Consider the following 25,934-nt stretch of genomic DNA (forward strand, 5'->3'; position numbering starts at 1 on the left):
ATTCACTGTCCAAGTAATCGTGGAATCAGTGTCCAAGTGGCCGTGGAATGAGTGTCCAAGTCAGCGTGGAATCAGTGTCCACGTGTTCGTGGAATGGGTGTCCAAGTGCGCGCGGAATACGCAAACGTGTACTTGTCACGCAGCTGGAGCCATTTGCGCAGGTCTTCCAGGGCGATTTCCCGGGAACCGATGGTGGTGTACTGGATTAGCATCTCAAACAGCCTGATCCCGTACATGCTGGTCATTCTGGCCACTTCGGCCATGTCGTAACGGGTGAACTGTTCTTTGAGTTCGGTCAAAAAGGGCAGCATGTCCTTGTTGAACCGCAGATTGATCATGCCGTCCCGATGGCTGTAGACGATGCTCTGCACCCAACTGGCTTCCAGGGTCTTGGATTTACGACCGCCACCATTGGGCTCCAGGTCGATGCTCAATTCTCGTCGGCGCAGCTTGCGCGCGGCTTCAAACAGCTCTTTGTAAATGGACTTGCTGTCTGAGTTTGTAGCCTTGGCGATGCGCGCAACCGGGATGCTGTACATCACCTCATCGGTGATAGGCGCGCCGCGATCAACCTGGGCGATACAGGCCAGCAGGATCCGTTGTTCAGAGACGGAAAGCGTGTACGACGCCTCGATGAGCGCGTTGGATTTATAGATTTTTTCGTCGGCCATGAGCGTAATGTGGAAATCCCTTATTTTTTTCCACACTGACCCTGAATCCCTCCACATCTCACCCTGAATTACTCCACATTACGACGCTGGAGGCCACGTAGATCAAGGCCTGTAGCGGTCGTAAAAGCTTTAAAAGGAAAAGTATAAAAAAGGGTTTCAGGCGAAAATCGCCGTTTCTGAATGGGGATGTTGCAAATGTTTCCAGCGCGGTAACCCTGAATCACACCACATTAGGGTGTTTCGAAAAACGTAGGCGAGGCAGCCAATGCAAGGCAAGACAGTTATGCAGTTACAAACGATCCGACCACTTTGAACCCGTCCCCCGTGCGTCATCAGCGATCAAGCCAACCTCGGCATCGACCCTGAATCCTTCCACATTACGCGTAGGAAGGGTCGCCGGCATGAGCAGGAATATTCCAAACCACCGATGGTCGGTCTTTACACCCGGCAATACCGGGCGAACTAATTCTTGTCGCCGGTAATTGGGCTATCGAGTAGCCAGCCTTATGACTGCTATACTCGTATAGCACATGCCATCTGGAGCCTATTTATGCTCGCTATTCGTCTGCCTTCCGATCTTGAAGCTCGCTTGGAAAACCTTGCCAAAGCAACTGGTCGCACTAAAACCTTCTACGCCCGGGAGGCCATCGTCGCGCATCTGGACGACCTGGAAGATTTGTACCTTGCAGAGCAGCGTCTGCTGGACAACCGAGCGGGCCAATCAGATTCCGTTCCCCTCGAGGAAATGATGAAACGCTATGGCTTGGCGGATTGAATTCGACCGCGCCGCAGAGCGCGAGCTGGGTAAGCTTGATCCTCAGGTAGCCAAACGAATTTTGCTTTTCCTGCATGAGCGTGTCGCTCAACTGGAAGATCCCCGCTGCATCGGAGAGGCCTTGAAAGGCTCGCGTTTAGGCGATTTCTGGAAGTACCGCGTGGGCGATTATCGCTTGATAAGCCATATCGAAGATGGCGCGCTGCGGATTCTCGTAATCAAGATCGGTAATCGGCGAGAGGTATACCGTTAATTCGCAAGACTGCCGATGGTCGGTCTTTACGCCCGGTCATACCGGGCGAACTATTCTCGTCATGAGTGTTAGGGATAACGTGGCACAAGAAGCGTTTGCGGCTAACACCATCCGAGAAGTCCAGGAGGGATGAATCATGCCCCATGTCATCAGGCAACTGGCCCTGAGCCTTTGCCCTCTTCTGTTGTGTGGCCATGCCGTTCAGGCATCCGCCAATACCTGCCCCGAGGTCTCCAGCATTGTCCAGCAGGCCAGCGCCGATGGAGGCTTTACCTATAGCGCACCCGCTGGCAACAGCTTCAAGTGGGTCGGTGAGAAAACCTATGAAGACAAGCAGGCGCTGGACAAACTGAAGTTCGAATCCGCTCTGGCAACCCCTGACAAGAGCGGCACTCTCTGCAAATACAAAGAAGGGCAAAACAGCCTGCTTCTGGAGCTCAAGCGCGAGGCGCCATTTTGCGCAGGCGGCATTGATACATGCCTCTTCTCGGTAAGCTGAGCCCGATCCAGTAGCCACCGGCTCAGGCGTTCAGACCACAAATGCCGGTTCTTCCAGCCCCTGTACCCCCGGCTGCAAGGCGAACACGCCACCGGCCAGGGGCTGGTCGCTCAGGTCGCCGCCAGGGCGAATCGAGGCGACGAACAGCGTGTCCAGGTTGGCGCCGCCAAAGGCGCACATGGTCGGCTTTTTGACCGGCACGGCCAGTGAGCGGTCCAGGCGCCCGTCGGGGGTGAAGCGGTGGATCAGGCCGGCATCGTTGGCGCAGATCCAGTAGCCACCCTCGGCATCCACGGCCGCGCCGTCGGGGCGGCCCGGATGCTGCTGCATGTCGACGAACAAGCGCTGGCCGTGCGGTACGCCGCTGTCGGTGTCGTAATCGAAGGCCCAGATTTTCTGCACGTTCGGGTGCGAATCTGACAGGTACATCGTCCGCCCGTCAGGGCTGAACGCCAAGCCGTTAGGCACCACCAGGTCGCTCAGTTGCGCGGCCAGCGTCTGCTCGCCGGCGCTGTAGCGGTACATCGCGCCGACGCTGGCCCCTGCGGCCATGTCCATCAGCATCGTGCCGGCCCAGAAGCGTCCCTGACGGTCGCAACGGCCGTCGTTGAAGCGCATGCCCGGGCGGTCATGTTCGACCTCGATCAGCAGCGTGCTGCTCAAGCTGCCATCGGCGTGTGGCTGCAAATGAAACAGGCCGTTTTCAAGACCGGCGATCCAGCCGCCCTGGGCGTGGGCGGCAATGCAGGCGAGCATCTGTGGCGCCTGCCAGCGTTGTTCGCGACCGTCGGCCAGGGTCCAGCGATGCAGCGTGCCGGCCGGGATATCAACCCAGTACAGGGCCTGCTCGCGGACACTCCAGACCGGGCTTTCGCCGGTGGCGTTGCGGGCATCGATAATCAGTTCAGCGCACATGTCATTGATCTCCGAAGGGGCCGCTGGCCGCAAAGGCGCCGCCCTGGTAAAGGCGTGCCGGGTCGTCGGCCGGCGGCAATGGCTGGCGATCAACCTGAGCGCGGAAGGCTTCAGAGCTGTCTTTGGGCTCGTAGCCCAGATGGCTGGCCAGACGGTTGTCCCACCACACGGTCTGGTTGTCCGAGACGCCGTAAACCACGGTATGGCCGACATCCGGCGCGTACAGGGCGCGCTCGATCAGTTGGGTCAGGTCGTCGTAGCTGAGCCAGGTATTGAGCATGCGATGGTTCAACGGTTCGGCAAACGAAGAACCGATGCGCAGGCTGACGGTTTCGATGCCATAGCGGTCGAAATAGAAGCTGGCCATGTCTTCGCCATACGACTTGGACAAACCGTAATAGCTGTCCGGGCGGCGCGGCGAGTGGGCATCGATGACCTGATCTTGCGAGTAAAAGCCGATCACGTGGTTGGAGCTGGCGAAGATCACGCGCTTGACGCCATGCCGGCGAGCCGCCTCATAGATGTGAAACACACCACTGATATTGGCGCCCAGGATCTCTTCAAAAGGCCGCTCTACCGAAACGCCACCAAAGTGCAGGATTGCATCGACGCCTTCGACCAGCGCGTGCACAGCCTGCTTGTCGGCCAGATCGCAGTGCTGGATCTCTTCGTGGGGGCCGGCGGCCGGTGCCATTTCACTGATGTCGGACAGGCGCAGCACCTTGGCATAAGGCTGCAGCGACTCACGCAGGACTTTGCCCAGGCCACCGGCAGCACCGGTAAGCAACAGGCGATTGAAAGGGGTGAAAGACGGCTGGGACATGATCGATACCTTGTTGTTGTATGTCGTCATATAACATTGACGAATTATTCGTGCGCCCATGGTCGCTTGTCAACGCTTGATCCAAAGGGCCTCAAAGTGGCAGCCAGCACGTGTAAACCATGCCAGCCACTGCCTTTGTTGTCATACAACATGATAGGCACCTAGCGCACCACGGGCTCCAGCCCACTGTCGCGAATCACTGCCGCCGCCTCTGTCGAGGCCAGATAGTCCAACAGCGCCCGAGCATCTTCAGGGTGGCTGCTGCGGCTGGCCACGGCGCCGCAGTACAGGGTCATTTGCTGAGCCTGATCGGGAATCAGGCCGACAATCTGAATACCTTGCGCCTGTTTAAGCTCGCTGAGCTGCTGAAAGCCCAGTTGCGCTTCACCGCGTGCCAGCACGTCACCGACCGGCTCTGCGCTGATCATCTGGCTTTTACCCTGCAAGCGTTCGGCGATGTGCATCTGGTTGAACATCACCCGCGACACATACAGGCCGCTGGAGCTGTCTGAATAAGCGATGGAGTCAGCGTCCAAAAGCGTCTGGCGAAAGCTCTCCATGGTACTGATGTCCGGCCTGGGCGCACCCGCAGGCACCGCCAGGGCAATAAAGGCCTTGCCCAGTTCGACCCGGCTACCAGAATCGGCGTGGCCGTCCTTGATCAGCCGCTCAAGCGCCTGGCGGCTGAGCAACACAACATCGGCAGGCTCCTGGCGGGCGAGACGGTTGGCAATCGAGTGCGGCGCATTACCCGCCGAAGGCGCCACTTGGGCGACCAGGCGCACGCCGGTGCGCTTCTCATAATCGGCGCTCAGGGTTTGAAAGGCGCCCATGGTGGCGCTGGACGCCAGGACGATCAATTGCGCAGGTTTGGCGGCGGCATGAACAAAAGACAGCGGTAAAAAAGACAGAACACCGCCGAGCAGCCAGGGAAGTAATTTTTTCAATGCGAAGATAAACCTTGCTGAACTGGAACCGGCAAGTATGTGGCAAAAATGCGCAAGCGTCGGGCGTCTGTTGCAGATTTGCGGATCGATCGCTCAATCAGCCTCGCGCCATCCATCGCCTGCCCAGGCTGACGGGTTAGTTGGCTGCCAGACTGTCTGACAATCGTGTTCGCACTTCTGCGTCGGTTATGACCGACCCTCTGCGGCCATTAACGTACACCTTGTTACAGACCTGAATATGCCCATTGATTCGTGAGCCGGTCATCAAGAAATCCTCTTCGACTGGAGGATAGATACAGGTTATCCGATAGGGGTATCAGGCCGTCTTATTCACCTTACTGACAGTCGGTTACACCCATGAACACTGAGTCTGAAATCGATATTTCAGGCCTGAGGTGTTACGACAAGCTTGTCGATGATGTCACCTATAGCGTTCCACGCGGTATTACCCGGGAAACCCGGGGCCGGGTCTGGATCGTTCGTGTCCTGAAAAACAAAACCGTGCAGGTGTGTGCACGCTTCACCGACCTGCGTTTCGGGGGTACCCGACGCGCACTGGATGCCGCCATTCTTCATCTGCTGCACAGCGGCCATGCCTGGCACCGCGACGATGTCCTGCAATTGAACGAGCGCGCCGCAGTTCATTGGCGCAAACGCAGCGGCGTGGGCCTGTGCGCGGTGGCCTATGTGACCCACCTGGGGCCGGGGCGCGGTGAAACCTTCTTTCTTTCAACCTACCGGCGAGTGGCCAGCGGGCGGGGCATGGAAAAATTTCGCGGCAAGCTGGTGGGGGTACTGGAGGCGACCTGGGAGATGGCTCACCAGGTCACGAGTACGCCCTACACGGTGCAGAAAAACATTCGCCAAGAGGTCGACAACTTGCTCGGCAGTGAGGTTTTTCAACGCTTTCAACGCGCCGGCGAGCGCAAGGTCGACAAGATTGCAGTGACTGAATATGTCGAGTCGCTAAGTCACTACAAGACCCGCTAAGAAGTAGCGGCCATGCCGTGTAGAAAATAAGATACAGGACGTTACACGGGCCGGATGATTCGGGCGAAACCGCTTACTATCCGGCCTTTACAGAAATTATTTCCGACCCATAAAAATCCGGGAGCTTGAACACGCGTGTTCGATGATAAATAATCGTAGCGACTTGGCGTAATCCGTTAGTGTCCGTTTATTTAGTTGCGGATTGTGAATTTATCAACTACATGAGTATGGCGATTTAATATTGTTTTGCCATTTCTGCTGACCTTGTAGTGAACTGGATCGCAAAATTACGGTGCTGTGCAAGGTTTCACTCATTTGCTGTTGTCAGGCACCGGATAATCGATAGCAGGATATTCCCATGGCGTCTGATCCCAGGATCTATCAGAGCCGACGGACACACAGCGCAGAAAAATCGAGGCAGGCATCATGCTGAAAATGACACGCAAGGCCAGCTTGGATCTGGACGAGATATTCGAACATTACAAAGAGCTGGTCGGCCCTGAACAGGCCGAGGCCATCGTCGATGACGTCGTGGCCGAGAGCAAAGCCCTGGAGCACTCAAGCGTCTTGAGCAACATCCACCCGCAGCAGGCGCCGGCAGTGCACGAACTGGCGCTCAAACGCTGGCCGTTCCTGACCACCTTTCACGTAACGCCCGAGTCAGTGCAGATCCTGCGTTTCCTGCACAGCAATGGCCAGCCCATCAACCAGCCGCTGGAACCGGGTACCGAAGCGCGGGTGCAGTCAACGGTCGACATCTCCAGCCTGCGTTGTTACGACAAATGCATCGAAGGCCTGACCTATCAGGTGCCACGCGGTATCAGCCGCGAAATACGCAGTGCGACCTGGGTGGTGCGTATCGTGCGCGACAAACAGACGCTGCTGCAGGCGCGGTTTGCCGACGCCTCGTTCGGCAGCACGCTGGGGGCCCTGGATGCGGCGAGCATCCACCTGATGCACAGCGGTCATGCGTGGCTTGAAGAGAACATCCTGCAGTTGGATGAGCATTCGGCCGTGCATTGGCGCAAGCGCAGCGGCGTGGGTTTGTGCGCCGTGTCCTATGTCACCAGCAAAGGCCCGGGCCGCGGCGAGACCTTCTTCATCTCGACCTGGAAGCGGGTTGAAAGCGGCCGTGGTCTTGAGAAATTCTGCGCCAAGCTGGTCGAGACCCTGGCGTGTTCCCATGCCCTGCAGCACGACCTCGATCAAGTCCCTGAAGCGGTGCTCAAGGGCTTGCAGGCCCGGGCCACAGCGCTGATGGCCAGCGCAGCATTCGAAGCCTTCGTGCAAGCCGGCAAACGCAAGGCAGAACGCATTGCTGTCGAGGAATACGTCGAGAACCTCAAATAATGGAGCACCCGGGGTTTTGCTGTTCCGAGCATGAAATAGCGCAAGCAAGGCGGTTTAACCAAAAACTCGCCTGGCTGCCGCGTTTCAGAATCAGAAACCGTGTGACCCCTCTGGCGATTCAGGCCCTGCTGCGGGCAAGCCAGGTTGGCGGTGCCAGCAAGCTCACCCGGCAAGGGCTTCATGCCGAGCGCCGGGTGGTGAGGCACGACAAGCACAGCGTGCCGGTCAGGATCATCAGAGCCTCCGGCAAGGCCAAAGGCATTGTGCTCGACTTCCATGGCGGAGGCTGGGTCATCGGCAACGCCCAGATGAATGACGATCTGAACCTCGGCCTGGTCAAGGCCTGCAACGTGACCGTAGTGTCCGTCGATTACCGGCTTGCCGTCTCGACACCGCTTGAAGGCCTGATGCAGGACTGCCTCTGCGCCGCTCGCTGGCTGCTGGACGAAAACAACAAGGAATTCGCCGACCTGCCTGTCATCGTCGTGGGCGAGTCTGCAGGCGGGCACCTTGCGGTTGCCACGCTTCTTGGGCTAAAGGCCTGGCCCGACCTGCTGCGCCGGGTCAACAGTGCAGTGCTGTATTACGGGGTCTTTGACCTGACCGGCACGCCAAGTGTGCGCGCAGCAGGGCACGATACGCTGGTACTGGACGGCCCTGGCATGGTCGAGGCGTTTCGCGCTCTGACGCCCGACCTGAGCGACCAGCAACGCCAGTGCGCACCGGTATCGCCGCTGTACGGCGACTTCAGCGATTTTCCGCCAGCACTGATGTTTGCCGGCGAGCTGGACCCGCTGCGCGATGACACCCTCGGCCTGGCCGAACAATGGGCGAAATCGGCAGACGTTGACGTGCACCTGTTGCCGGCCGCACCGCATGGTTTTATCCACTTTCCGACAGCGATGGCGAGCCGGGTGCTGGCGTATACGCGGGAATGGGTTACGGCGCGGATGGGTGGTTGAAAGCAGCTCTTATTGAAAAGCAGGTTTGTGTTCCCCACTCCACACTATTCAGAAAAAAGGCCCTGAAAACACGACTGCGCGGCGTGTCATTGGTTTGCCGCTTCCGGATCTGCCGCCTCTACGTCGATGACATACGACCGTGCTGTACCGTTACCAGTTAAGTTAGTCAGGCTTGAGTGGTTGAATGTCCGCATCCTTACGTACAACTGGCAGTTGGACAGGCCGGTAATACCGGACCGCCCTGGATACTAAGGGTATTGGCGCTGTGGGAAAATCAGACGCAGGGCGTCACGCATTGCAAGAAATGTGTGTGAATTACGAAATATTTTTCTCGATGGCGTGTAAGAATTCGGTACGCACCCTGGCGGGCTGGGGCTGCGCGGTCAATGCGCTGCGCCTGAAACCATAAAAGCGATGGGTTATTTTCTCGAAGAAACTGTAAAGCCCGTGCTTTCGGGCTTCAAAGTGAGTGGGTGGGTAAAGTACACGAAATACGCGATCACAATAACCACACCCCCAGCAAACACTGAGGTATTGAAGATCAGTCGAAGCATTCAAGACAGCTTGAAACTGTTTTTCCGTACTTTACCCACCTGAATCCGTCATTTACCCTGCCAAATTCCGTACTTCACCCACTCATCCACAGGGTTATCCTGCCCTGTAAGCCTTATACAGCAAGGGTTTCAGCAGTTGCCCACATTTTTGATAGCGAAGAAAAAGCGTGTTTTTACGCTGAAAGGACATGTGGGCTGAAAAAAACCGTACTTCACCCACCAAAGGCCGTACTTCACACACGCGTTTCCGTACTTCACACACGACATTCCGTACTTCACACACCCGTCCACAGGCTTATGTACAGGCTGTAAGCCACGCGGCATAAGGCGTTGCCCCAGTTATGCACACAGCCCAAAACATAAATCAAAACTGTTTTAAAACTTTAAAACCTATGAAACCCAGAAAAAACGCTCTACAGACTGGTTTTCTGAACGCTGGATCATCGACGCCGCCCCCGGCGCCAAGTCGATTGGACAGGGCAGACAAATCGCATCACAGACAAGATTCAGACGTGTACCTTTCCTACGAACTGCTGAGAGAAATACCCCACAAGCCACCTCTATTTCCCGTCACGATCAACGCCGTTGTCTGATTTTTACTTTTCGTCAAAGCCCATAACATTCAGCGCCGCCCACCACGCTGTCGGCCGCTAGCGGCCTAACTCTGACGGACGCCTGCATGTCGACCAGTCGTAAAGAAAAACGTATCGACGCAATCAAATCCAGAAAAACGCCCACCCGCTCACCGGAGAACCCGGAGCCTGTCGGTGATAAGACGCCGATGCTGGAGCCCCTCAAAGCGCCCACGCCTGACACTGACAAAGCCTCCAGGTCCAGAGATAGAAAACCTCAGAAAAAGCCTGCTGTAACGCTGCCAGATAGCTGTACGCCGATGATCTATGCATCGGTGTGCCGGGACAGTCGGGTCATCATGGATGTAGCGGTCTATCGTTTGTCGAAAAGCGTAAAACGCCCGAATACGACCATCACTCACCACCTGCCCGACGGGTTTGTTCGCGTGATGTCAGGCCCACTGGGCATGGCTTCCATCTATGACTATGACCTGGTGTTAATGGCCGCGTCCTACCTGACCGAGGCGATGAACCGTTTCCGAGCGGGCAAGGGCGAGAAGCCTGACCAAGTGTTCAGGCCCAGAATCAGCGACATATTGACGTTCTGTTGCAAGGATGATGGTGGCAAGCAAAGAAAAGCCATTATTGGTGCTCTGGAGCGGCTAAGCACGACCCAGGTCAAAATCGAGCGCGTGCGCAACATGGGCGGCGAACCCATGGTCATCACCGAAGGCGAGAACCTGATAGGTCCGTTCAAGGTCATCAGCAACCTGCGAACCCAGAAACTCGAAAGTGTGGCGTTCAAGGTCGCCGACTGGATGTATGAGGACATCACGACAGGGCATGGGCCTGACGTGCTGTCCGTTAATCCTGATTATTTTTTGCTTGATGGCGGTCTTGCCCGATTCGTATACCGTATGGCACGCAAGAGCGCCGGCAAGAAAGGGGCCTCCTGGAATTTTGGCACCCTGTACGAACGCAGCGGCAGCGATAGCAAGCGCAATGAGTTCAATCGTATGTTGCGCGTCATCATCAAAAATAACGCCTTGCCGGACTATTCGTTACTCGAAATGCAGGGCAAAAACGACGCCGTACTGCACATGGAAAATCGTGCGCAGGTGGATAAATGGAAAGAGGCGGAGGAATAAGGCCGATGCTTGATAAAACCATCAAATTGCGCCCTGATACCGCTTGCGGTATTCGCTCGGCGACACGCCAAAGCGTGCTTTAAAGGCGGTCGAAAAGTAGCTGTAATCCGAAAATCCCCACGCATAGCCCAGCGTCGACAGCGTTTGGGTGTGGTGGGCGCTGCGCAGCGATTCGGCGCACAGGTCCAGGCGGCGGTTCTTGATGTACTGGGCGATGACCAGGTTCTTTCGGGAGAACAATCGGTACAGGCCGCGCACCGAGACGCCGACTTCACGGGCCAGCAGGTCCGGACACAGAGCTTCGTTGGCGATGTGTTCGTCAATGAAGTCGAGCGCTTTGCGCAGCAGGCGTTCATGGCTGTCGGCTTCGCGGCGGGCGACGCCGATGGCCGGGCGCAACAGATCGAGCACGGCGCTCAGAATCGCTTCGCTTTCGGCAAAGCTCAGGCACGCTTGCTGCGTCGAGTCGATGATCAAGCGGCTGGCCAGGCTGGCCAGCGGTGAAGTGCCGGGGATGCGCTGGGCACAGCGCACGTTGGCAAACTGCAGGCTCTGCTCGACCAGAGGCCGGGGCAGAATCAACGACAGTTGGCGGACGTTTTCGCCGTACACCAGGTTGGTCGGACGGGCCGCATCGACCAGGCTGATGTCGCCGGGCTGCAGCACAACGCTGTCGTGCTCTTGTTCCAGGCTGGAACTGCCCTGCAACTGAAAGACCGCGTAGTAGTGGTTGTCATCGCCCTGCGCGAGTTCGCGTGCGCCGCGGTAGAGCTGCACATCATGGAAGTCGACGACACTGAGCTTGAGCGCGCCGGAGCGGTGTTCGCGCAGGGCACCGCCATATTGAGCGCCCAAGGGCCTGGCGGCGAAGGCGCCGCAGGCCTGATTGACGTCATGCAGCCAGGCATGAAACTGATCGGCCTGTGTGGTGTGCAACATTTCCATGGCGTTTCGCAGCCTCGCCTGTTTTGTTGTTGTGCCTTATTGAATCGTTATCCCGATTACTGGCGATGTTGTCCACTGTTGTTTGGCCCTCGCCGATTCACCGACGGCAACTCGCCAAACAACTTCTGGTATTCAAGGCTGAAGTAACTCGGGTGTTCGAATCCCCAGCGCGCGGCAATATCGGCGATGCCCAGTTGCGGGTATTGGCGCATGCTGCGGCGCGCGCCATTCAGGCGAACCGAACGCAAGTATTGCACCGGGCTGACGGCGGCCACCGACTGAAAGCTGTACTGCAAGGTGCGCCGCGATACTTTCAGGCGTCGGCACAACTCAAGCACGCTGGGCGGGTCCTGGTATTGCTCCAGCAGCCATTGGTGACAGCGCTCGACGATATAGCGCCGGGTGCCTGCGCACGGCAGCGTGCGCGGCTCATGGGCCAGTGCCTCCAGCCAACCGGCCACCAGCAGCACCAGGCGGGATTTCAGGTGCGCAGGCTGAGCGTTATCGGCCTGTTGGTTATCGAGCAACACCAGCAGTTGGCCGATGTCAGCGACGAAGCGTGCAGGCGGTACGCTGATGCGTTGCAAGGCAGACGAGCCACGCAGCCGAGCCAGCACGTCTTCATCCAGTACACAGGCCAGTGTGGCCAGCGGAATGGACAGGCACAGCACGTCCATGCCGGCCGGGCTGACCACGCGAAACTCTTCAAGATCCGGCAAGACCGTGGGCTGTAATGTGCGAATGTCACAGTGCTCGTCGAGCTGCGGCCAGGCCAGCGGCACGAGGACATTCAGGGCGTGCGGTGGTAGATGCATCGACTGCACGGCCGAGCGGTTCAGGCGTTCACGAAACACCTGCACATCGTCGACCTGAGTCATGGCCAGCCAGCCGTCGAGCCGGCCGGCGCTGAGCTGGTCATAGCGTTGCTGCCAGCCCGGCAGGGCATTGGCATGCTCGACGATATCGGTGGTGTGCACCCACTGGCGCATGAAGGTATCCAAGGAGCGGCCTCTGGCAGTCCGCAGGGTCGTGCGGTTATTTCAAAATGTTGCAACACTCGTGCCGCCCCTTCTTATCAACGCCAACGGGTGTAACTAATAATTAAATACATTGCACTTGGCACTGTATTGCAGCGTGGTCGCACCTGAACCGTGCAATGTTCTATTCCGGGCATCTTTAACGACACTCGCTCATCAATTGCCAATTTGTGTTACTTGCCCATGCCGCCGGCGGATTACAGTCAACGGCACATCAAACCCCTCTTTTAATTGCTGGCCAGAACGGGTGTGTCACGCACAACAAAGTGTCTGGCAGGCATTCAAAAAAGAGTCGTCGTTGTTGTTACCAAAAGAACCATAAACGTTTTCTGACCGGCTTCGAGGACACACACCATGCTCAATAAACTCATTACCGGCCCGCGGATGGCGCTCAGGCAACTGGCCTTGGCGGTGGCCATTGCAAGCGTGCCTGCGCTGGCACAGGCCCATGGTGGAGCTGCCGAGATGGTGCCGCTGCAATCAACCCTGGAAGCCTTCGGCGCACGGGTGAAATGGGACGACTATGCCGACCTGTTCGTGATCACCAAGGACGGCGCCTACGTGAAGGTCAAGCCGGGTGCTGCCGTGGCGCAGCTCAACGGCAAGCGTCTGCAACTGGACGTGCCGGTGGTGTTCAAGGGCAAGACCGCCTACATGTCCAAAGACTTCATCAACCAGGTGTTCCAGTCAGGGCTCGACAAAACCTTTGTCGTCGAGTCCTTGCCGCACCCGCTCAACCCGCTGAGCGCGCAGGAAATCGAGCAGGCCGTGGCCATCATCAAGGCCTCGGACAAGAACAAGCCTGACCTGCGCTTCAGCCAGATCACCCTGAGCGAGCCGGAAAAGGCCAAGGTCTGGGACTTCGCGCTGACCGGCAAGGCCGTCAACCAGCCGCGCCAGGTTAACGTGACCATGCTGCATGGCCCGCATGTCATCGAGGCCAAGGTCGATCTGGCCAGTAAAAAACTGCTGTCATGGCAACCGGTCGAAGGCGTGCATGGCATGGTGCTGATCGACGATTTCGGCACCTTGCAATCAATTATCGAGAACAGCCCCGAATACGCCAAGGCCGTGGCCAAGCGCGGTATCACCGACATGAAGAAGGTGATCAGCACGCCGCTGACCGTCGGCTATTTCGACAACAAGGACGGCCTGGAACAAGACAAGCGCCTGCTCAAGGTGGTGGCGTATCAGGATGTCGGCGACGGCAACTACTGGGCGCATCCGATCGAGAACCTGGTGGCGGTGGTTGACCTCGAGCAGAAGAAGATCATCAAGATCGAAGATGAGGGCGTCATTCCGGTGCCTCTGGCGCCGCGCGCCTACAACGGCAGTGATCGCGTGCAGGCAGCGGTCAAGCCGCTGGAAATCATCGAGCCCGAGGGCAAGAACTACACCATCAAGGGCAACAGCATTCACTGGCAGAACTGGGATTTGCATGTGCGCCTGGACTCGCGGGTCGGGCCGGTGCTGTCCACCGTCAGTTACAACGACAAGGGCACCAAACGCAAAGTCATGTACCAGGGCAATCTGGGCGGTATGGTCGTGCCTTACGGCGATCCGGATGTGGGCTGGTACTTCAAGGCCTATCTGGATTCGGGCGAATACGGCATGGGCACCCTCACCTCGCCGATCCAGCCTGGCAAGGATGCACCGGACAACGCCGTGTTCCTCGACGCGACCATCGCCGATTACACCGGCGCACCGACCACCATCCCGCGCGCCATGGCGGTCTTCGAGCGCTATGCGGGGCCGGAGTACAAACACCAGGAAATGGGCCAGCCCAACGTCAGCGTCGAGCGCCGCGAGCTGGTGATCCGCTGGGTCAGCACCGTGGGCAACTACGACTACATTTTCGACTGGGTCTTCCAGCAGAACGGCACCATCGGCATCAACGCCGGCGCCACCGGCATCGAAGCGGTCAAGGGCGTGACCAGCCGCACCATGCGCGACAAGACCGCCGCGCATGACACCCAGTACGGCACGCTGATCGACCACAACATCGTCGGCACCACCCACCAGCACATCTACAACTTCCGTCTGGACATGGACGTCGACGGCGAGAACAACTCGCTGGTCGAAATGAATCCGGTGATTCTGCCCAACGACCGTGGCGGCCCGCGCACCAGCACCATGCAGGTCAAGCAGAACACGGTGGCCAGCGAACAACAGGCGGCGCAGAAATTCGACCCGTCGACCATTCGCCTGCTGAGCAACCCGAGCAAGGAAAACAAGGTCGGCAACCCGGTGTCCTATCAACTGATTCCTTACGCCGGCGGCACCCATCCGGTGGCTCAGGGCGCCAACTTCGGCAAGGACGAATGGATTTACAACCGCCTGAGTTTCATGGACAAGCAGATCTGGGTGTCGCGCTACAACCCACACGAACTCTACCCTGAAGGCCTGTACCCGAACCGCTCGGGCAAGGACACCGGTCTTGCGCAGTTCACCGCCGACAACCAGCCGATCGAGAACACCGACAACGTGGTCTGGCTGACCACCGGCACCACCCACGTGGCCCGCGCCGAGGAGTGGCCGATCATGCCGACCGAATGGGTCAACGTGCTGCTCAAACCATGGAATTTCTTTGATGAAACGCCGACGCTGGGGGCGGTGAAAAAGCCTTGATGGGTGATTGATACAGCGCAGTCGATACGTCGTAGGAGTGGCTTTAGCCGCGAAGGGCCAGTAATGTCCTTCACGGCTAAAGCCGTTCCTACTGACTAGAAGGACCTATCCCATGCGCCGCTCTCTTCTGCTGCTCGCCGTCCTGGCCTTGCCCGTTCACGCCAAAGAGCCGCAATACAGCACCACCTACGACCGCTGCATCGACACCGCCGGCGGTGTGACCAGCTCGATGGTCGAGTGCATTGGTGCCGAAATCAAACGCCACGATGGTCGCCTGAACGCGCAGTACAAAGCCGCCATGGCGACCCTGCAAGAACCGCAAAAAGGCCTGCTGCTCGATGCCCAGCGCCAGTGGCTCAAATACCGTGACGCCAACTGCATGTTCTATGCGCAACTGAGCGGCGGCACCATGGACCGGATCAACAGCAGTAGCTGCGTGCTTGAAGCCACGGCGCGCAGGGCCGATGAGCTGGAAGCGATTGCGAGTATGTAAGATGGACGAAACCCTTTACCTCAACAGCACCCTGAACAATGCCAGGCGCCTGCGTGAATCCATTGCGCAGCTTAAAGCCGGAAAAAGCTTCGCCAAGGAAACGTGCAATGGAATTGCTCGACCACTACCTGCCGGACTACCAGTTCCAGGAAACCCACAGTCGGGTCATCGCCGCGACACCTGAGCGTGTCATCGACACCGCCGAAGCCTACCGCCCGGAGTCCGATCCGTTTTTTCGGCGCATGATTCTGCTGCGCGAATTGCCCATGCGCCTGTTGGGTCGGCAGCAAAACCGGGCGCCGTTCGGCTTGCAGGATTTCACCTTGCTACACCGGCAGGATTCGCAATTGGTGTATGGGCTGGCAGGGTGTTTCTGGCAGAGCGATTATGGGTTGGTGTCGATTGCCGACGGCGCGGCCTTTCGCGATTTCGACCGACCCGGAATCGCTCGGCTGGCTCTGGGATTTTCGGCGGTTGCCTTGGATAACAGCACCTGCCGGCTAACCACCGAGACCCGGGTGTATTGCCCGGATCGCGCCTCACGAGCGCGGTTTGCGCCGTATTGGTATTTAATCCGGCCGGTGAGTGGGTTAATTCGGCAGCGGATTCTGGCAGGAATCAAGAGCACTGCCGAATCGTAATATATCTTGATAGCTAGATATCTAGCTATATATACAGGGATACCCCTCAACGCCGCCCCAACACCCCTTTCAAATACCCATACAACCCTTGCGCACTCTGCCGGTAACCATCGGCCGTCAGGTGCACCAGGTCCGGTCGTGCAAGATCGCGGGCGAACCAGCGTTCGATCGAGCAGTTGCCGCCCATGAATGCTTGCCAGTCCCAGAACAGCGCATTGTTCTGCGCCGCCACGCGGCGTTGAATCTGGATCACCGGGCGCAGGTTATTGGCTTGTTTGTCTTCACAGCGGCCCGCGCGTTTGTTGCGCACCGAGTCCGAAGCGCCGGTGACCAGCAGCACAGTGCCGGGCAGTGCCTTGCGCAGCATTTGCAGGCGCTCTCTGAGGCGTTGTTCGTACAGCGCCGTGTCGAGGCTGTCGTCATAGGCCTCGTTGGTGCCGTAGGCCAGGATCAGCAGGTCCGGGCGCAACTCCTTAAGGGTCTCCAGCCAGCCGGCCTGCCATTTGTCGACCACATCGAAAGTCGCGCCGTTGATGCCCAGTGCCGAGTACTGCACCCCGGCATTGCGTTGCGATTGCAGCAACCAGCCGCCGACCGCCAGCCCGCTGTTGCTGGCAAAGCTCAGGTCCACCGGCAGGCTGACGGTATTGATCGGCTGGCTGAAACGCCACTGACCCTGAGTGGCCGGCAGTGCACGGGCCTGGGTCGTGGTGTCGCGGGCTTGCAGGATGGTGCTGCGGTTGGCCTGGTATAACGTCGACAGGCTGTAGCGCTGTTCATCCGGTTCGCGGCTGGCCAGGCGCACGCTTGGCCGGCTGCTGAGCGGCATCGATAAATAGCCGCCCAGCGGGAATTGCGAACTCTGCTGGTTGCGGCTGGAGACCAGTTCCCACTGGCCTTTGCCGGTGGTGACGATGACCTGGTCATAGCGTGTGCCGGGCACCGGCGTCGCGGCAATGAAGCCGATGCCGCCGTTGCCGTAGTCCTGTTGAAACAAGCGGCGCATCTCGCCGCTGAACAGGTCGGCGGCGGTGTGCGAATCGCCCAGCTGGACGATATTGATCCGCCTGGTTTTCGAGGCCTTGAGCTTGTTGGCCAACAGCGCCAGGTTAGGGTCCTGACGGTTGGCCGGCAACAGCGGCGTCCACGCCTTGGTCACGATGCGCTTGGGCGCATCGGGGGCTTCGGCCCGGGCCACGCTGGTGCCCAGCGACAGGCCCAACAGCAGCAAACAAATGGCGTGCTTCAACTCAACGCTCCGATAGGCCAGGTTGGTGGACATCGATCAGAGTGAGCACCTTGTTGGCGATCAGCTTCTGGCCGGATGTCGTGAAATGGATACCGTCATCCACACGGATCTTGCTCTTCTTGCCGGCGTCATCGGTCATGTAAAACGAGAACTCTTCTGCCTGGTAGCCGAACACGTCGTTGGCCGACAGGTAGATTTGCTGGTACTGCTGCGCCTCACTGCGATACAGCTCGCGCAGGTACTGCATGGCGGTAGAAAGTTTCGGGCCGTTCATGTTCGGCGGCCCGACCCAGATGACCTGCGTGCCGAACTCGCGCGCCTGCTCATAGATCGAGCCGACGCGCTGACGATACAGCTTTTCCCAGGCCTCGCTCTTGAAGCGCAAAAACGGCTTGCCGCGCGACTCGGGCATGTCCCAAGGATCGTTTGGGCCCAGGAAGATCACCATCAGGCGAATATTGCGATGCGCCTCCAGTGTTTCATGCACCGTTTGCGGCCAGTTGAAGAACCCCGGATAGGCCAGCCCCGTGCTTTGCTTGCTGAGGTTGATGCTCTTGATGTTGTAGCGTTTGAGCAGCGAGTTGGCCAGGTGCGGTGCCACGCCCTGCATCAGCGAGTCGCCGACGAAGAACACCTCATCGCCCGGTTCCAGCACCACTTTTTGAGTATCGGTCGCACGCAACCTCGGCGGCGCTGCCACCGCCGCTGTCGAGGCGGCAGGCGGTGACACAGGAGCGGGCGCGACCGGCCCCGACGTCGGCTGGAGCGGCGCGGCAGGCAAGGCAGCGCTTTCTACAGGGGGTACAAAGCTCGGCGTTTCACTCGTGCCGGCAATGACCGTGACCGCCTCTACCGTTGGCGGCAGTTGCACCACCGGCAGGCCCGGTACCGGTGGCTCGGCGTCTTTACCGGCGACGGCATCGCTGCTCGAAAGCCCGGCAATGAACGCTTCGCGGCCCTGGCCCAGCGCCCGGGTAATGTCGGCGCCCAGACGCCACGCCGGCAGCTCGCCCAGCCCCGGCAACTCGCAGCCGCTGTGGTATTTCTGTTGGCAATACAGGCGCATGGAGTCCTGATTCAGCCAGCTCAGAATGCCGATGGTCACCAGCAGCATCACCAGGGTCTTGAGGGCTACGCGCAGGCTGCGCCCGGCGGTGATGGGGTCAGAAGCTGGCATAGATAAAACCTGGCACGCCGGCAGGCGAAGCAAAAATGACCACGGAAATGAACAGCCCCAGCACCACCGGATACAGCAACGCCGGAATCCGCTGGCTGGCCGCAAACAGCTCGCGTAAAAAGCTCACCCAGGCCGGGTACAGCACCAGCATCACCAAGCACATCAGCACGCCAATGCCCGCTTCGCTGTCGAGCCCTTGCAGCGACAAACCGCCCAGGCCCTTGAGCATCTCGACGGCATCGTCCAGGGTTGCGCTGCGAAAGAAAATCCACGCCAGTGCCACGTAATGAAAAGTCAGCAGTCGGGCCACGAGGCGCGCGACCGGCATATTCGACTCCCCCGGCCCCCAGGTCGCCCACAGCTTGTAGATCGCCAGCCCCACGCCGTGCAGCGCACCCCAGACAATGAAATTGACACTGGCACCATGCCAGAGCCCGGAGATCAGCATGGCGATCATCATGTAGGCCATGCCCGGCCACAGCCCATGGCGATTGCCGCCCAGCGGGATGTAGATGTAATCGCGGATAAAGCGCGACAGGCTGATGTGCCAGCGCGCCCAGAACTCCTTGAGGTTGTGCGCCAGGTACGGGTAGTTGAAGTTCTCCGGCAAGCGAAACCCCAACAGCAACGCGATGCCGGTCACCAGGTTGGTGTAGCCGCTGAAGTTGAAGTAGATCTGCAACGAGTAACCATACACCGCCAACAGGATCTGCTCGGCGGAACTGGCCGAGGGTGTATCGAACACCGGATCGACCCACTCATTGGCCAGCCAAGAACTGAGCAGGAACAGCTTGACCGCCGCCAGGCCGATCAGGCCCAGGGCGCGGTACGGGTCCAGCACCTGACGCAGTTCGGTCGGGCGAATCTGCGGCAAAAAGTGCAAGGCACGATTGACGGGGCCAGCAATCAGGCTTGGGAAAAACGCCAGGTACAACGCCAGGTCCGGCAAGGCGACGGGCTTGAGTTCACCGCGGTTGATCGACACCAGATAACTAACCGAGTGGAACACATAGAACGACAGCCCTACCGGCAACAGCAGCTGCAGTACAGGCCACTCAACCGGCAAGCCGGCAGCCTGTACCGTACTGGCCACGAAATCCTGGTACTTGAAGGCATAGAAACAGCCCAGTACGACCGTCAGGATCAACCCGCGGGTCAACCAGCGTCCAGGCCAACGCGCACTCAAATGCCCCAGGCCGCACACCACCAGGGTGTAGCCCAGCAGCACGTAGAGAAAATTCAGGCTGAAGGTGGCCAAAATGCCGTAGCTGGCCGCCAGCAACAGTGCATTTTGCACGCGCGGGCTGGTGCACAGGCACCAATAGAGGATAAAAAAAGGCAGAAAACACAGACCGAATTCGATCGAAAAATAGCTCATCAACGTAGTCCGTTACTTCAAGGATCAAGCGGGCTGGGCGATGCGGCGCGATTATGTCAGAGCCTTAGTACATGTAACAGGATGTATTCAAATGGATAGGGATATGTAACCAATTGATCAGCTATCCATCCATATGTGCTACACAGCGCATCGAACATTTGGGTCAAACGGAATTTCCCCATGCTTCTCGACTCCCCTCGGACAGCCAGTGCGGCCGAAGATTTCTGGCAGCGTCTAAATCTTTCACCGCGTGGCGTGCAGTTGCATAACGCCCTGCGCGAAGGCCTGCCTTATGCCGTGTTCGACCATCTGGCCGACGCCATCGCCATCAACCGCTCGACGCTGGCCGATTACCTGGCCATCGCCCCGGCCACCCTGCAGCGACGCCTGAAAGCGCGCCGCTTCAATGTCGAAGAAAGCGACCGGCTGTTTCGTCTGGCGTCGATCTATGCCGCCGCGCTGGAGCTGTTCGAAGGGAATATCGAAACCGTACGCCGCTGGCTGGTCCACCCGGTGTCGGGCCTCGACCAGCGCTGCCCGCTGGACATGCTGATCACCTCGGCCGAATCCCAAGCCGTGCTGGACCTGATGGGTCGCCTGGAACATGGAGTGATGGTGTGATCAGCGCCTATCGCCTGGTCAAACGCCGCTGGCTGGAGCAAGCCTTCGATGGCGAGCCCGCCAGCCGCCATGGCGGACGCTGGAACAGCAAGGGCCGGGCCTGCGTGTACTGCGCCGGCAGCCAGGCACTGGCCCGCCTCGAAATGCTCACGCATTTGAACGACAGCGCGGTCATGCGTCATTTCGTGATGATCGAATTGCAGTTGGGTGAAGAGCAGATTTTCAACCTGCCGCCTGGCAGCCTGCCCCAGGACTGGCGCCGGGAACCGGCCCCGGCAACCACGGCCTGGCTGGGCGATCACTGGCTTGAGTCGGGTCAAAGTCTGGCTTTGGCAGTGCCGAGCGTGCTGGTGCCGCATGAGGTCAATTACCTGCTTAACCCCCGTCATACGGGCTTTTCAGCAGTTATTGAGTTAGCTATCAATATATATAGCTAGATATCTAGCTATATATATTAAGCGCCGCAGCGTAGCCACAAGCTCAAAACAACCCCTGCACCTTTTCCAGCTTGCTACGGGTCATCTGCCCGGTGCGGGTGTGCAGGTTGACGTAGCTTTGCAGCACGGCCAGACGGGTGTCGAGCAGGTCGCGGCGGGCCGAGAACAGACGTTGTTGCGCATCGAGGATGTCGAGGGTCGAACGTACGCCGGCCTGGTAGCCTTTTTCGGCAGAGGTCAACGCGATCTGGCTGGAGCGCACGGCGGTGATCAGTGCCCTGATTTTTTCAAAGCCGGCCACGACGCCTAAATAGTTGGCTTCGACGTCTTCGGTCAGTTGCTGCAACTGCGAGTCATAACTGGAGCGGGCGCTTTCAAGGGCCGAGCGGGCTTTTTCGGAAGAGGCACTGACGCCGCCCCCCTGATAGATCGGAATGTCGACCACCACGCCAACGTAATACGTCGACTGACGCTGCGACAATTCGTTGATATCGCTCTGGTCGACCCGTGCCATACGACCACTCAGGGCGACGGTGGGGTAATGCGCGGATTTCTGCAGTTTCAGGTTGGCTTCGGCGACCTTGATCGTGGCCCGGCTGACGCCCAGTTCGGCGGCGGCCTGATCGGCTTTGAGCATCCAGTAATCGAGGTCTTCTTCAGGGGCCAGCAACGCACTGGCCGGCGACGGGTCCTGCATGGGCTGGATGTCGCTCACGGCAATGCCGGCGCGGCCCGAGAGTTTGCGTAATGCCGCACGGCGCCGGGCTTGTGCTTCGATTTCCTGAGCCTTGATCGCGTCCAGACGCGCCTGGGCTTCTTCGAGGTCGGTAATGGTGCCTTCGCCGGCCTCGTACAGACGCTTGGACTGCTTGGCCAGGCCCTCGATCGAAGCTTTTTGCTGGGCAGTCAGTTTCAGTTCGTTCTCGACTTGTGCGACATCGAAATAGGCCTGCACGACCCGGTCGTACAGCGCCTGGCCTGCGTTGTCATGCTGAAATTCACCCAACCGGGCGCGGGCCTTGGCCTGTTCATAGGCGGCCCAGCGCCCCTTGTCGAACAGCGGCTGGCTGACGGTCAGGGCAATGCTGTCGGAGGCAAACTGGTCTTCACCGCTGTTGGCCGCTGACTCTTTATTGAACTTGCCGCCATGGCCATAGCGCGAATTGATCGCCACTTGCGGCAACAGGCCACTGCGACCGATGGCTTCTTCCTGACGCGAGGCTTCGTAGTCATGATTGGCGACCTGGTAGGCCGCATCGTTGAGGCGGGAGGCGTCGTACAGCGCGACCAGTGACAGTTGATCATCGGCGGCCAGCAGCCGGCACGAACACAGCAGCGTGAGCAGAGCGACAGGAATTCGCACGGTCATTCCTCCTTGAAAGCGCCGGCCATACGCTCGGCGATCGGCTGCATCAGGTAGTTGGCCAGGGTGCGCTCGCCGGTCTTGACCAGCACTTCGGCCTGCATGCCCGGTTTGATGTCCAGGCCCAGCTCATGCAACTCCTCGACCTGTTCCGGGTTGACCGAGACTTCTACCGAGAAATACGGCGAGTTGGTGTGCTCGTCGATCAACTGATCGGGCGACACGGTCGTGACCTTGCCGACGATGACCGGGGTGTGCACGCGCTGCAACGAGCCAAAGCGCAGATCGACGACCAGCCCCGGCTTGAGCCGGTCGGCCATCATGGGCGGAAATTGTGCCTTGACCACCCAACTGGAGCCTTGCGGGACGATGTCCATCAGCTTTTGTCCGGGCTGGGCGATGCCACCGACGGTATGCACCATGAGGCTCATCACCTGGCCGGCAACCGGTGCCACAACGGCAGCACTGTTGACTTCGAATTCCAGCGATTTGATCTGGTCGGCCAGGCTGGAGCTTTGCGCCGATACCTGGGTCAGTTGCGACTCGGCATCACTACGAAACAGCTGGCCTTGCTGCAGGACCTTGAGCTTGCTCTCGTTGAGCCCCTGGCGGGTCCGGCCGATGTCGGAAATCGTCGAGGCCAGCTGCGCGCTCAGCTGGGCGGCATTGCTCTCGGCTTCGAACAAACGGTTGCGCGGCAGATAGCCTTCACGGGCCAGTTCACGCAGGCCCTTGAGTTCCTGCTGTTGAAACTGCAACTGCGCCGAGTGGTTGCGCTTGATCTCTTCGTAGCCGGCCAGTTGTTCGTTCAGCGAGGCGATTTCGTGCTGGTTGATCTGCAAGCGGCTGGCCAGTTCGGCACGGCGGGTGGCGAACAGGTAGCCTTGCAGCTCCATGGACGCCTTGGCCCGCGGGTCGTCGGCACGGGCCAGCAAATCGGCGGACCACTGAATGTGGTCACGGTCCAGGCGCTCGGCCATCAGCCTCTCTTCGACGGCACGTGCGCTCAGCCACTGCCCCATGGCAACGTCGAGCTGCGATTTGGTCTGCACGGTGTTGAGTTGCATCACCACCTGACCTTGCTGCACCTGGTCGCCTTCACGCACCAGAATCCGGTCGATCATGCCGCCGCTGCGCGACTGCACGGTCTTGCGCTCACCGGCCACGACCACCGAGCCAGGCCCGACCACGCCACGATCAAGCGGGGCAAAACCGGCCCACAGAAAAAAACCGCCCAGGCCCAGCAGCAAGCACCAGACGCCGATGCGGGCAATCTTGGAGGCATCGGCATCGGGCTTAGATACCGGGGTCGACAGGTCGTTCTGACTGACTTGCATGGATGCCTCAGGCTTTTTGATTGCTGGCTTCAGGGGTGTCGACTTCGGTGCTGGCACCGGTTGCGGCGGCTTTCGGGGCTGCCGACGGCACCAGGGTCTTGAGCACCTGATCACGCGGGCCAAACAGTTGTTGCACGCCCTCCTTGAGGAACAGCAGCTTGTCGACCACGCCCAGGATGTTCGGCCTGTGGGTCACCAGCACCACCGTACTGCCCTTTTCCTTGAGTTTACGCACGGCCTGAACCAGCGCCGCTTCGCCCGCTTCGTCGAGGTTGGAGTTGGGCTCGTCGAGCACCACCAGCGCAGGCGCGTCATAAAGCGCCCGGGCCAGGCCGATGCGCTGTTTCTGACCGCCCGACAAGCCCAGCCCGCCACTGCCCAGCATCGCGTCGTAGCCCTTGGGAAAGTGCAGGATCATTTCGTGAATACCGGCCGTCTGCGCCGCCTCGATGACCTTGTCGGAGTCCACCGCGCCAAAGCGGGCGATGTTTTCAGCGATGGTGCCGTCAAACAGCTCGATGTCCTGCGGCAGATAACCCAGGTGCGGCCCCAGCGCCTCACGCGACCATTGGCTGACTTCAGCATTGTCCAGGCGTACCGAACCATGATTGGCCGGCCAGATGCCGACCATGGCCCGCGCCAGGGACGATTTGCCCGAAGCACTTGGGCCGATGATTGCCAGGACTTCGCCCTTGGCCAGCTTGAAGGTCACACCATTGACCGCCGGACGCTGCATGCCGGGTGGGGTGATCACCAGTTTGTCGATGCTCAAGGCTCCGGTCGGTGCCGGCAGCGGCATACGTGGCGTGTCCTTGGGAAACTCATTGAGCAGGCGATTGAGACGCTCGTAGCTGCTCTTGGCATTGCCCATTTGCTTCCACGACCCGATCAGCGCCTCGGCCGGCGCCATGGCCCGCCCCAACAGCACCGAAACCGCAATCATGACGCCGGCGGAAATCTGATTCTCGATGACCAATATGGCGCCCAGGCCCAAGGCCAGGGATTGCCAGGTCATACGGATAAAACGCGAAATCGCGGCAATGCGCGAACTGCGGTCGCTGGCTTCACCCTGCTCGGTGATCACTCGCTGCTGGACGTTGTACCAGCGGCTGCGCAGTGGCTGGAGCATGCCCATCGCCTGAATGACTTCGGCGTTCTGCAGGGTGCCGTTCACATAACTGGACGACGACACCGACAAGCGGTTGGCTTCGCTCATGCTTTTACGCGTGGTCAGTTCGTTCCAGATCGCAAGCCCGGCCAAAATCAGCGAGCCGATGACCGTGAACACACCAAGCCAGGGATGGAACAGAAAAGTGGCAATGACGTAGATCGGCAGCCACGGCGCGTCGAACAGCGCAATCAGGGCGGGGCCGGTAACAAACTGGCGAATGCTGTTCAGGTCGCTGAGCACCTGAGCCGGGTTACTGCTGTTCTCTTTAAGACTGCGCTGGAACGCCGCATCGAAGACCCGCTCCCCCAACTGGGTATCCAGGCCGGCGCTCATCTTGATCATCACCTGGCCGCGCACCCACTCCAGGGCGCAACTGACCGCGAAGAAGATCAGCAGAATCAGGCTGAGCATCAGCAGCGTGGTTTCGTTACGGCTGGTCAGGACGCGGTCGAAGACCTGCATCATATAAACAGAAGGCACCAGCATCAGCAGGTTGATCACACCGCTGAACAGAGCCAGCACACCGAAAAGACGACGATAGCGCAGCAGTGCTGCATCGATATCTCGCTTGGGATCGAAAGAGAATCGCATAGAGTCCAGGAGATAAAATCACGATAAGGAAAAGACGGGGCCTGTACTGCCAGTACCACGCAGTACCGGATTGAGGCCGGCGGATGCTAGCACTTTGGCAAGCGAACTGCTCAGACCTGTCCATGCACCTATTTAATCGGCTTGAGCGACCTGATCTTGAGCCTATCTTCATGAAAGCGACCCGCTGTACAGCGGGTCTGCAACCTATGTATCTACACCTGCTTTCAACGCAGCGACTCCCAGCCTTGCTTCAATTGCGCTGCCCATTCTTGACCATCGACATCCACCAGCCGGCCATTGCGCTTGAGCAATTTGCCATCGGCAATGACCATGCTGACATCGCTTGGCGAAACCGACTGGACAACCGTGGCCACCGGGTCGATCAACGGCAGCAGATCCGGGCGATT

25 protein-coding genes are annotated in these 25,934 nt (G+C 59.1%); 12 read left to right on the top strand and 13 right to left on the bottom strand.

The window, feature by feature from the left end:
* Positions 1–71 precede the first annotated feature (71 nt).
* Positions 72–671: a replication initiation protein gene (locus tag ACYP2A_RS04805; protein WP_459743244.1), complete on the bottom strand. Its 600-nt coding sequence runs from the start codon at positions 669–671 to the stop codon at positions 72–74.
* A gap of 550 nt (positions 672–1,221) precedes the next feature.
* Here ACYP2A_RS04805 and relB point away from each other — a divergent pair.
* The 3 genes from relB (at position 1,222) to ACYP2A_RS04820 (ending at position 2,198) form a co-directional block, all read left to right on the top strand.
* Complete coding sequence (relB, locus tag ACYP2A_RS04810) at positions 1,222–1,446, top strand: type II toxin-antitoxin system RelB family antitoxin (RefSeq protein WP_459743246.1); 225 nt, start codon at positions 1,222–1,224, stop codon at positions 1,444–1,446.
* On the top strand, positions 1,430–1,699 hold the full coding sequence (locus ACYP2A_RS04815; protein ID WP_459743248.1) for a type II toxin-antitoxin system RelE family toxin: 270 nt from the start codon (positions 1,430–1,432) through the stop codon (positions 1,697–1,699). The genes relB and ACYP2A_RS04815 overlap by 17 nt, the downstream gene beginning before the upstream one ends.
* A 136-nt stretch (positions 1,700–1,835) precedes the next feature.
* Positions 1,836–2,198: a hypothetical protein gene (locus ACYP2A_RS04820; protein ID WP_459743249.1), complete on the top strand. Its 363-nt coding sequence runs from the start codon at positions 1,836–1,838 to the stop codon at positions 2,196–2,198.
* A gap of 30 nt (positions 2,199–2,228) precedes the next feature.
* Here ACYP2A_RS04820 and ACYP2A_RS04825 read toward each other — a convergent pair whose 3' ends face one another.
* The 3 genes from ACYP2A_RS04825 to ACYP2A_RS04835 all read right to left on the bottom strand — a co-directional run bounded on the left by ACYP2A_RS04825 (position 2,229) and on the right by ACYP2A_RS04835 (position 4,883).
* Positions 2,229–3,113, bottom strand: a complete 885-nt coding sequence (locus tag ACYP2A_RS04825) for a glucurono-1,5-lactonase (RefSeq protein WP_459743251.1) — start codon at positions 3,111–3,113, stop codon at positions 2,229–2,231.
* 1 nt (position 3,114) lies between these two features.
* Entirely contained in the window at positions 3,115–3,936 is an 822-nt protein-coding gene (locus ACYP2A_RS04830) for an NAD-dependent epimerase/dehydratase family protein (protein ID WP_459743253.1), read from the bottom strand.
* Positions 3,937–4,097: 161 nt separating this feature from the next.
* Positions 4,098–4,883, bottom strand: a complete 786-nt coding sequence (locus ACYP2A_RS04835) for a substrate-binding domain-containing protein (RefSeq protein ID WP_459743255.1) — start codon at positions 4,881–4,883, stop codon at positions 4,098–4,100.
* 357 nt (positions 4,884–5,240) lie between these two features.
* Here ACYP2A_RS04835 and ACYP2A_RS04840 point away from each other — a divergent pair, with 357 nt between their 5' ends.
* The 4 genes from ACYP2A_RS04840 to ACYP2A_RS04855 all read left to right on the top strand — a co-directional run bounded on the left by ACYP2A_RS04840 (position 5,241) and on the right by ACYP2A_RS04855 (position 10,459).
* On the top strand, positions 5,241–5,873 hold the full coding sequence (locus ACYP2A_RS04840) for a hypothetical protein (RefSeq protein ID WP_459743257.1): 633 nt from the start codon (positions 5,241–5,243) through the stop codon (positions 5,871–5,873).
* Between the two features lie 426 nt (positions 5,874–6,299).
* Entirely contained in the window at positions 6,300–7,223 is a 924-nt protein-coding gene (locus ACYP2A_RS04845) for a type II toxin-antitoxin system RelE/ParE family toxin (RefSeq protein ID WP_459743259.1), read from the top strand.
* On the top strand, positions 7,223–8,185 hold the full coding sequence (locus tag ACYP2A_RS04850) for an alpha/beta hydrolase (RefSeq protein WP_459743261.1): 963 nt from the start codon (positions 7,223–7,225) through the stop codon (positions 8,183–8,185). The genes ACYP2A_RS04845 and ACYP2A_RS04850 overlap by 1 nt, the downstream gene beginning before the upstream one ends.
* A gap of 1,233 nt (positions 8,186–9,418) precedes the next feature.
* Positions 9,419–10,459: a replication initiator protein A gene (locus ACYP2A_RS04855; RefSeq protein ID WP_459743262.1), complete on the top strand. Its 1,041-nt coding sequence runs from the start codon at positions 9,419–9,421 to the stop codon at positions 10,457–10,459.
* A 21-nt stretch (positions 10,460–10,480) separates the two neighbouring features.
* Here the strand turns inward: ACYP2A_RS04855 and feaR are convergent, their stop codons facing one another.
* Complete coding sequence (gene feaR, locus ACYP2A_RS04860) at positions 10,481–11,404, bottom strand: transcriptional regulator FeaR (protein WP_459743263.1); 924 nt, start codon at positions 11,402–11,404, stop codon at positions 10,481–10,483.
* Between the two features lie 56 nt (positions 11,405–11,460).
* The gene (locus tag ACYP2A_RS04865) at positions 11,461–12,393 is read right to left on the bottom strand and encodes a helix-turn-helix domain-containing protein (protein ID WP_459743265.1); all 933 of its coding nucleotides are present in this window, start codon (positions 12,391–12,393) and stop codon (positions 11,461–11,463) included.
* A gap of 402 nt (positions 12,394–12,795) precedes the next feature.
* Between ACYP2A_RS04865 and tynA the strand changes: the two genes are divergently transcribed.
* The 3 genes from tynA (at position 12,796) to ACYP2A_RS04880 (ending at position 16,203) form a co-directional block, all read left to right on the top strand.
* A complete protein-coding gene (tynA, locus tag ACYP2A_RS04870; protein WP_459743266.1) occupies positions 12,796–15,069 on the top strand; it encodes a primary-amine oxidase in 2,274 nt (757 codons plus the stop codon).
* 112 nt (positions 15,070–15,181) lie between these two features.
* Complete coding sequence (locus ACYP2A_RS04875; RefSeq protein ID WP_459743267.1) at positions 15,182–15,562, top strand: lysozyme inhibitor LprI family protein; 381 nt, start codon at positions 15,182–15,184, stop codon at positions 15,560–15,562.
* Positions 15,563–15,669: 107 nt separating this feature from the next.
* A complete protein-coding gene (locus ACYP2A_RS04880) occupies positions 15,670–16,203 on the top strand; it encodes a hypothetical protein (RefSeq protein WP_459743269.1) in 534 nt (177 codons plus the stop codon).
* Between the two features lie 46 nt (positions 16,204–16,249).
* Here ACYP2A_RS04880 and ACYP2A_RS04885 read toward each other — a convergent pair whose 3' ends face one another.
* From ACYP2A_RS04885 to ACYP2A_RS04895, 3 genes are read right to left on the bottom strand one after another with little or no spacing between them, the layout of a single operon-like run.
* Positions 16,250–17,485, bottom strand: a complete 1,236-nt coding sequence (locus ACYP2A_RS04885; protein ID WP_459743271.1) for an SGNH/GDSL hydrolase family protein — start codon at positions 17,483–17,485, stop codon at positions 16,250–16,252.
* Complete coding sequence (locus ACYP2A_RS04890; protein WP_459743273.1) at positions 17,454–18,629, bottom strand: SGNH/GDSL hydrolase family protein; 1,176 nt, start codon at positions 18,627–18,629, stop codon at positions 17,454–17,456. The genes ACYP2A_RS04885 and ACYP2A_RS04890 overlap by 32 nt, the downstream gene beginning before the upstream one ends.
* On the bottom strand, positions 18,616–20,007 hold the full coding sequence (locus ACYP2A_RS04895; RefSeq protein WP_459743274.1) for an MBOAT family O-acyltransferase: 1,392 nt from the start codon (positions 20,005–20,007) through the stop codon (positions 18,616–18,618). The genes ACYP2A_RS04890 and ACYP2A_RS04895 overlap by 14 nt, the downstream gene beginning before the upstream one ends.
* Before the next feature lie 180 nt (positions 20,008–20,187).
* Here ACYP2A_RS04895 and parS point away from each other — a divergent pair, with 180 nt between their 5' ends.
* The gene (gene parS, locus ACYP2A_RS04900) at positions 20,188–20,628 is read left to right on the top strand and encodes a type II RES/Xre toxin-antitoxin system antitoxin (RefSeq protein ID WP_459743276.1); all 441 of its coding nucleotides are present in this window, start codon (positions 20,188–20,190) and stop codon (positions 20,626–20,628) included.
* A complete protein-coding gene (locus tag ACYP2A_RS04905; RefSeq protein WP_459743278.1) occupies positions 20,625–21,065 on the top strand; it encodes an RES family NAD+ phosphorylase in 441 nt (146 codons plus the stop codon). The genes parS and ACYP2A_RS04905 overlap by 4 nt, the downstream gene beginning before the upstream one ends.
* Positions 21,066–21,108: 43 nt before the next feature.
* On the opposite strand, the gene ACYP2A_RS04910 is transcribed toward ACYP2A_RS04905, so the two are convergent.
* The 4 genes from ACYP2A_RS04910 to ACYP2A_RS04925 all read right to left on the bottom strand — a co-directional run bounded on the left by ACYP2A_RS04910 (position 21,109) and on the right by ACYP2A_RS04925 (position 25,913).
* Positions 21,109–22,434 (bottom strand): TolC family outer membrane protein, encoded by a 1,326-nt coding sequence (locus tag ACYP2A_RS04910; protein ID WP_459743280.1) that lies wholly within the window; start codon positions 22,432–22,434, stop codon positions 21,109–21,111.
* Positions 22,431–23,765 (bottom strand): HlyD family type I secretion periplasmic adaptor subunit, encoded by a 1,335-nt coding sequence (locus ACYP2A_RS04915; protein WP_459743282.1) that lies wholly within the window; start codon positions 23,763–23,765, stop codon positions 22,431–22,433. Before ACYP2A_RS04915 ends, ACYP2A_RS04910 begins: the two co-directional genes overlap by 4 nt.
* Before the next feature lie 7 nt (positions 23,766–23,772).
* A complete protein-coding gene (locus ACYP2A_RS04920; protein ID WP_459743283.1) occupies positions 23,773–25,527 on the bottom strand; it encodes a type I secretion system permease/ATPase in 1,755 nt (584 codons plus the stop codon).
* Between the two features lie 224 nt (positions 25,528–25,751).
* The gene (locus ACYP2A_RS04925; RefSeq protein ID WP_459743285.1) at positions 25,752–25,913 is read right to left on the bottom strand and encodes a hypothetical protein; all 162 of its coding nucleotides are present in this window, start codon (positions 25,911–25,913) and stop codon (positions 25,752–25,754) included.
* Between the last annotated feature and the right edge of the window lie 21 nt (positions 25,914–25,934).

This window comes from Pseudomonas sp. 3A(2025) (assembly GCF_054589175.1).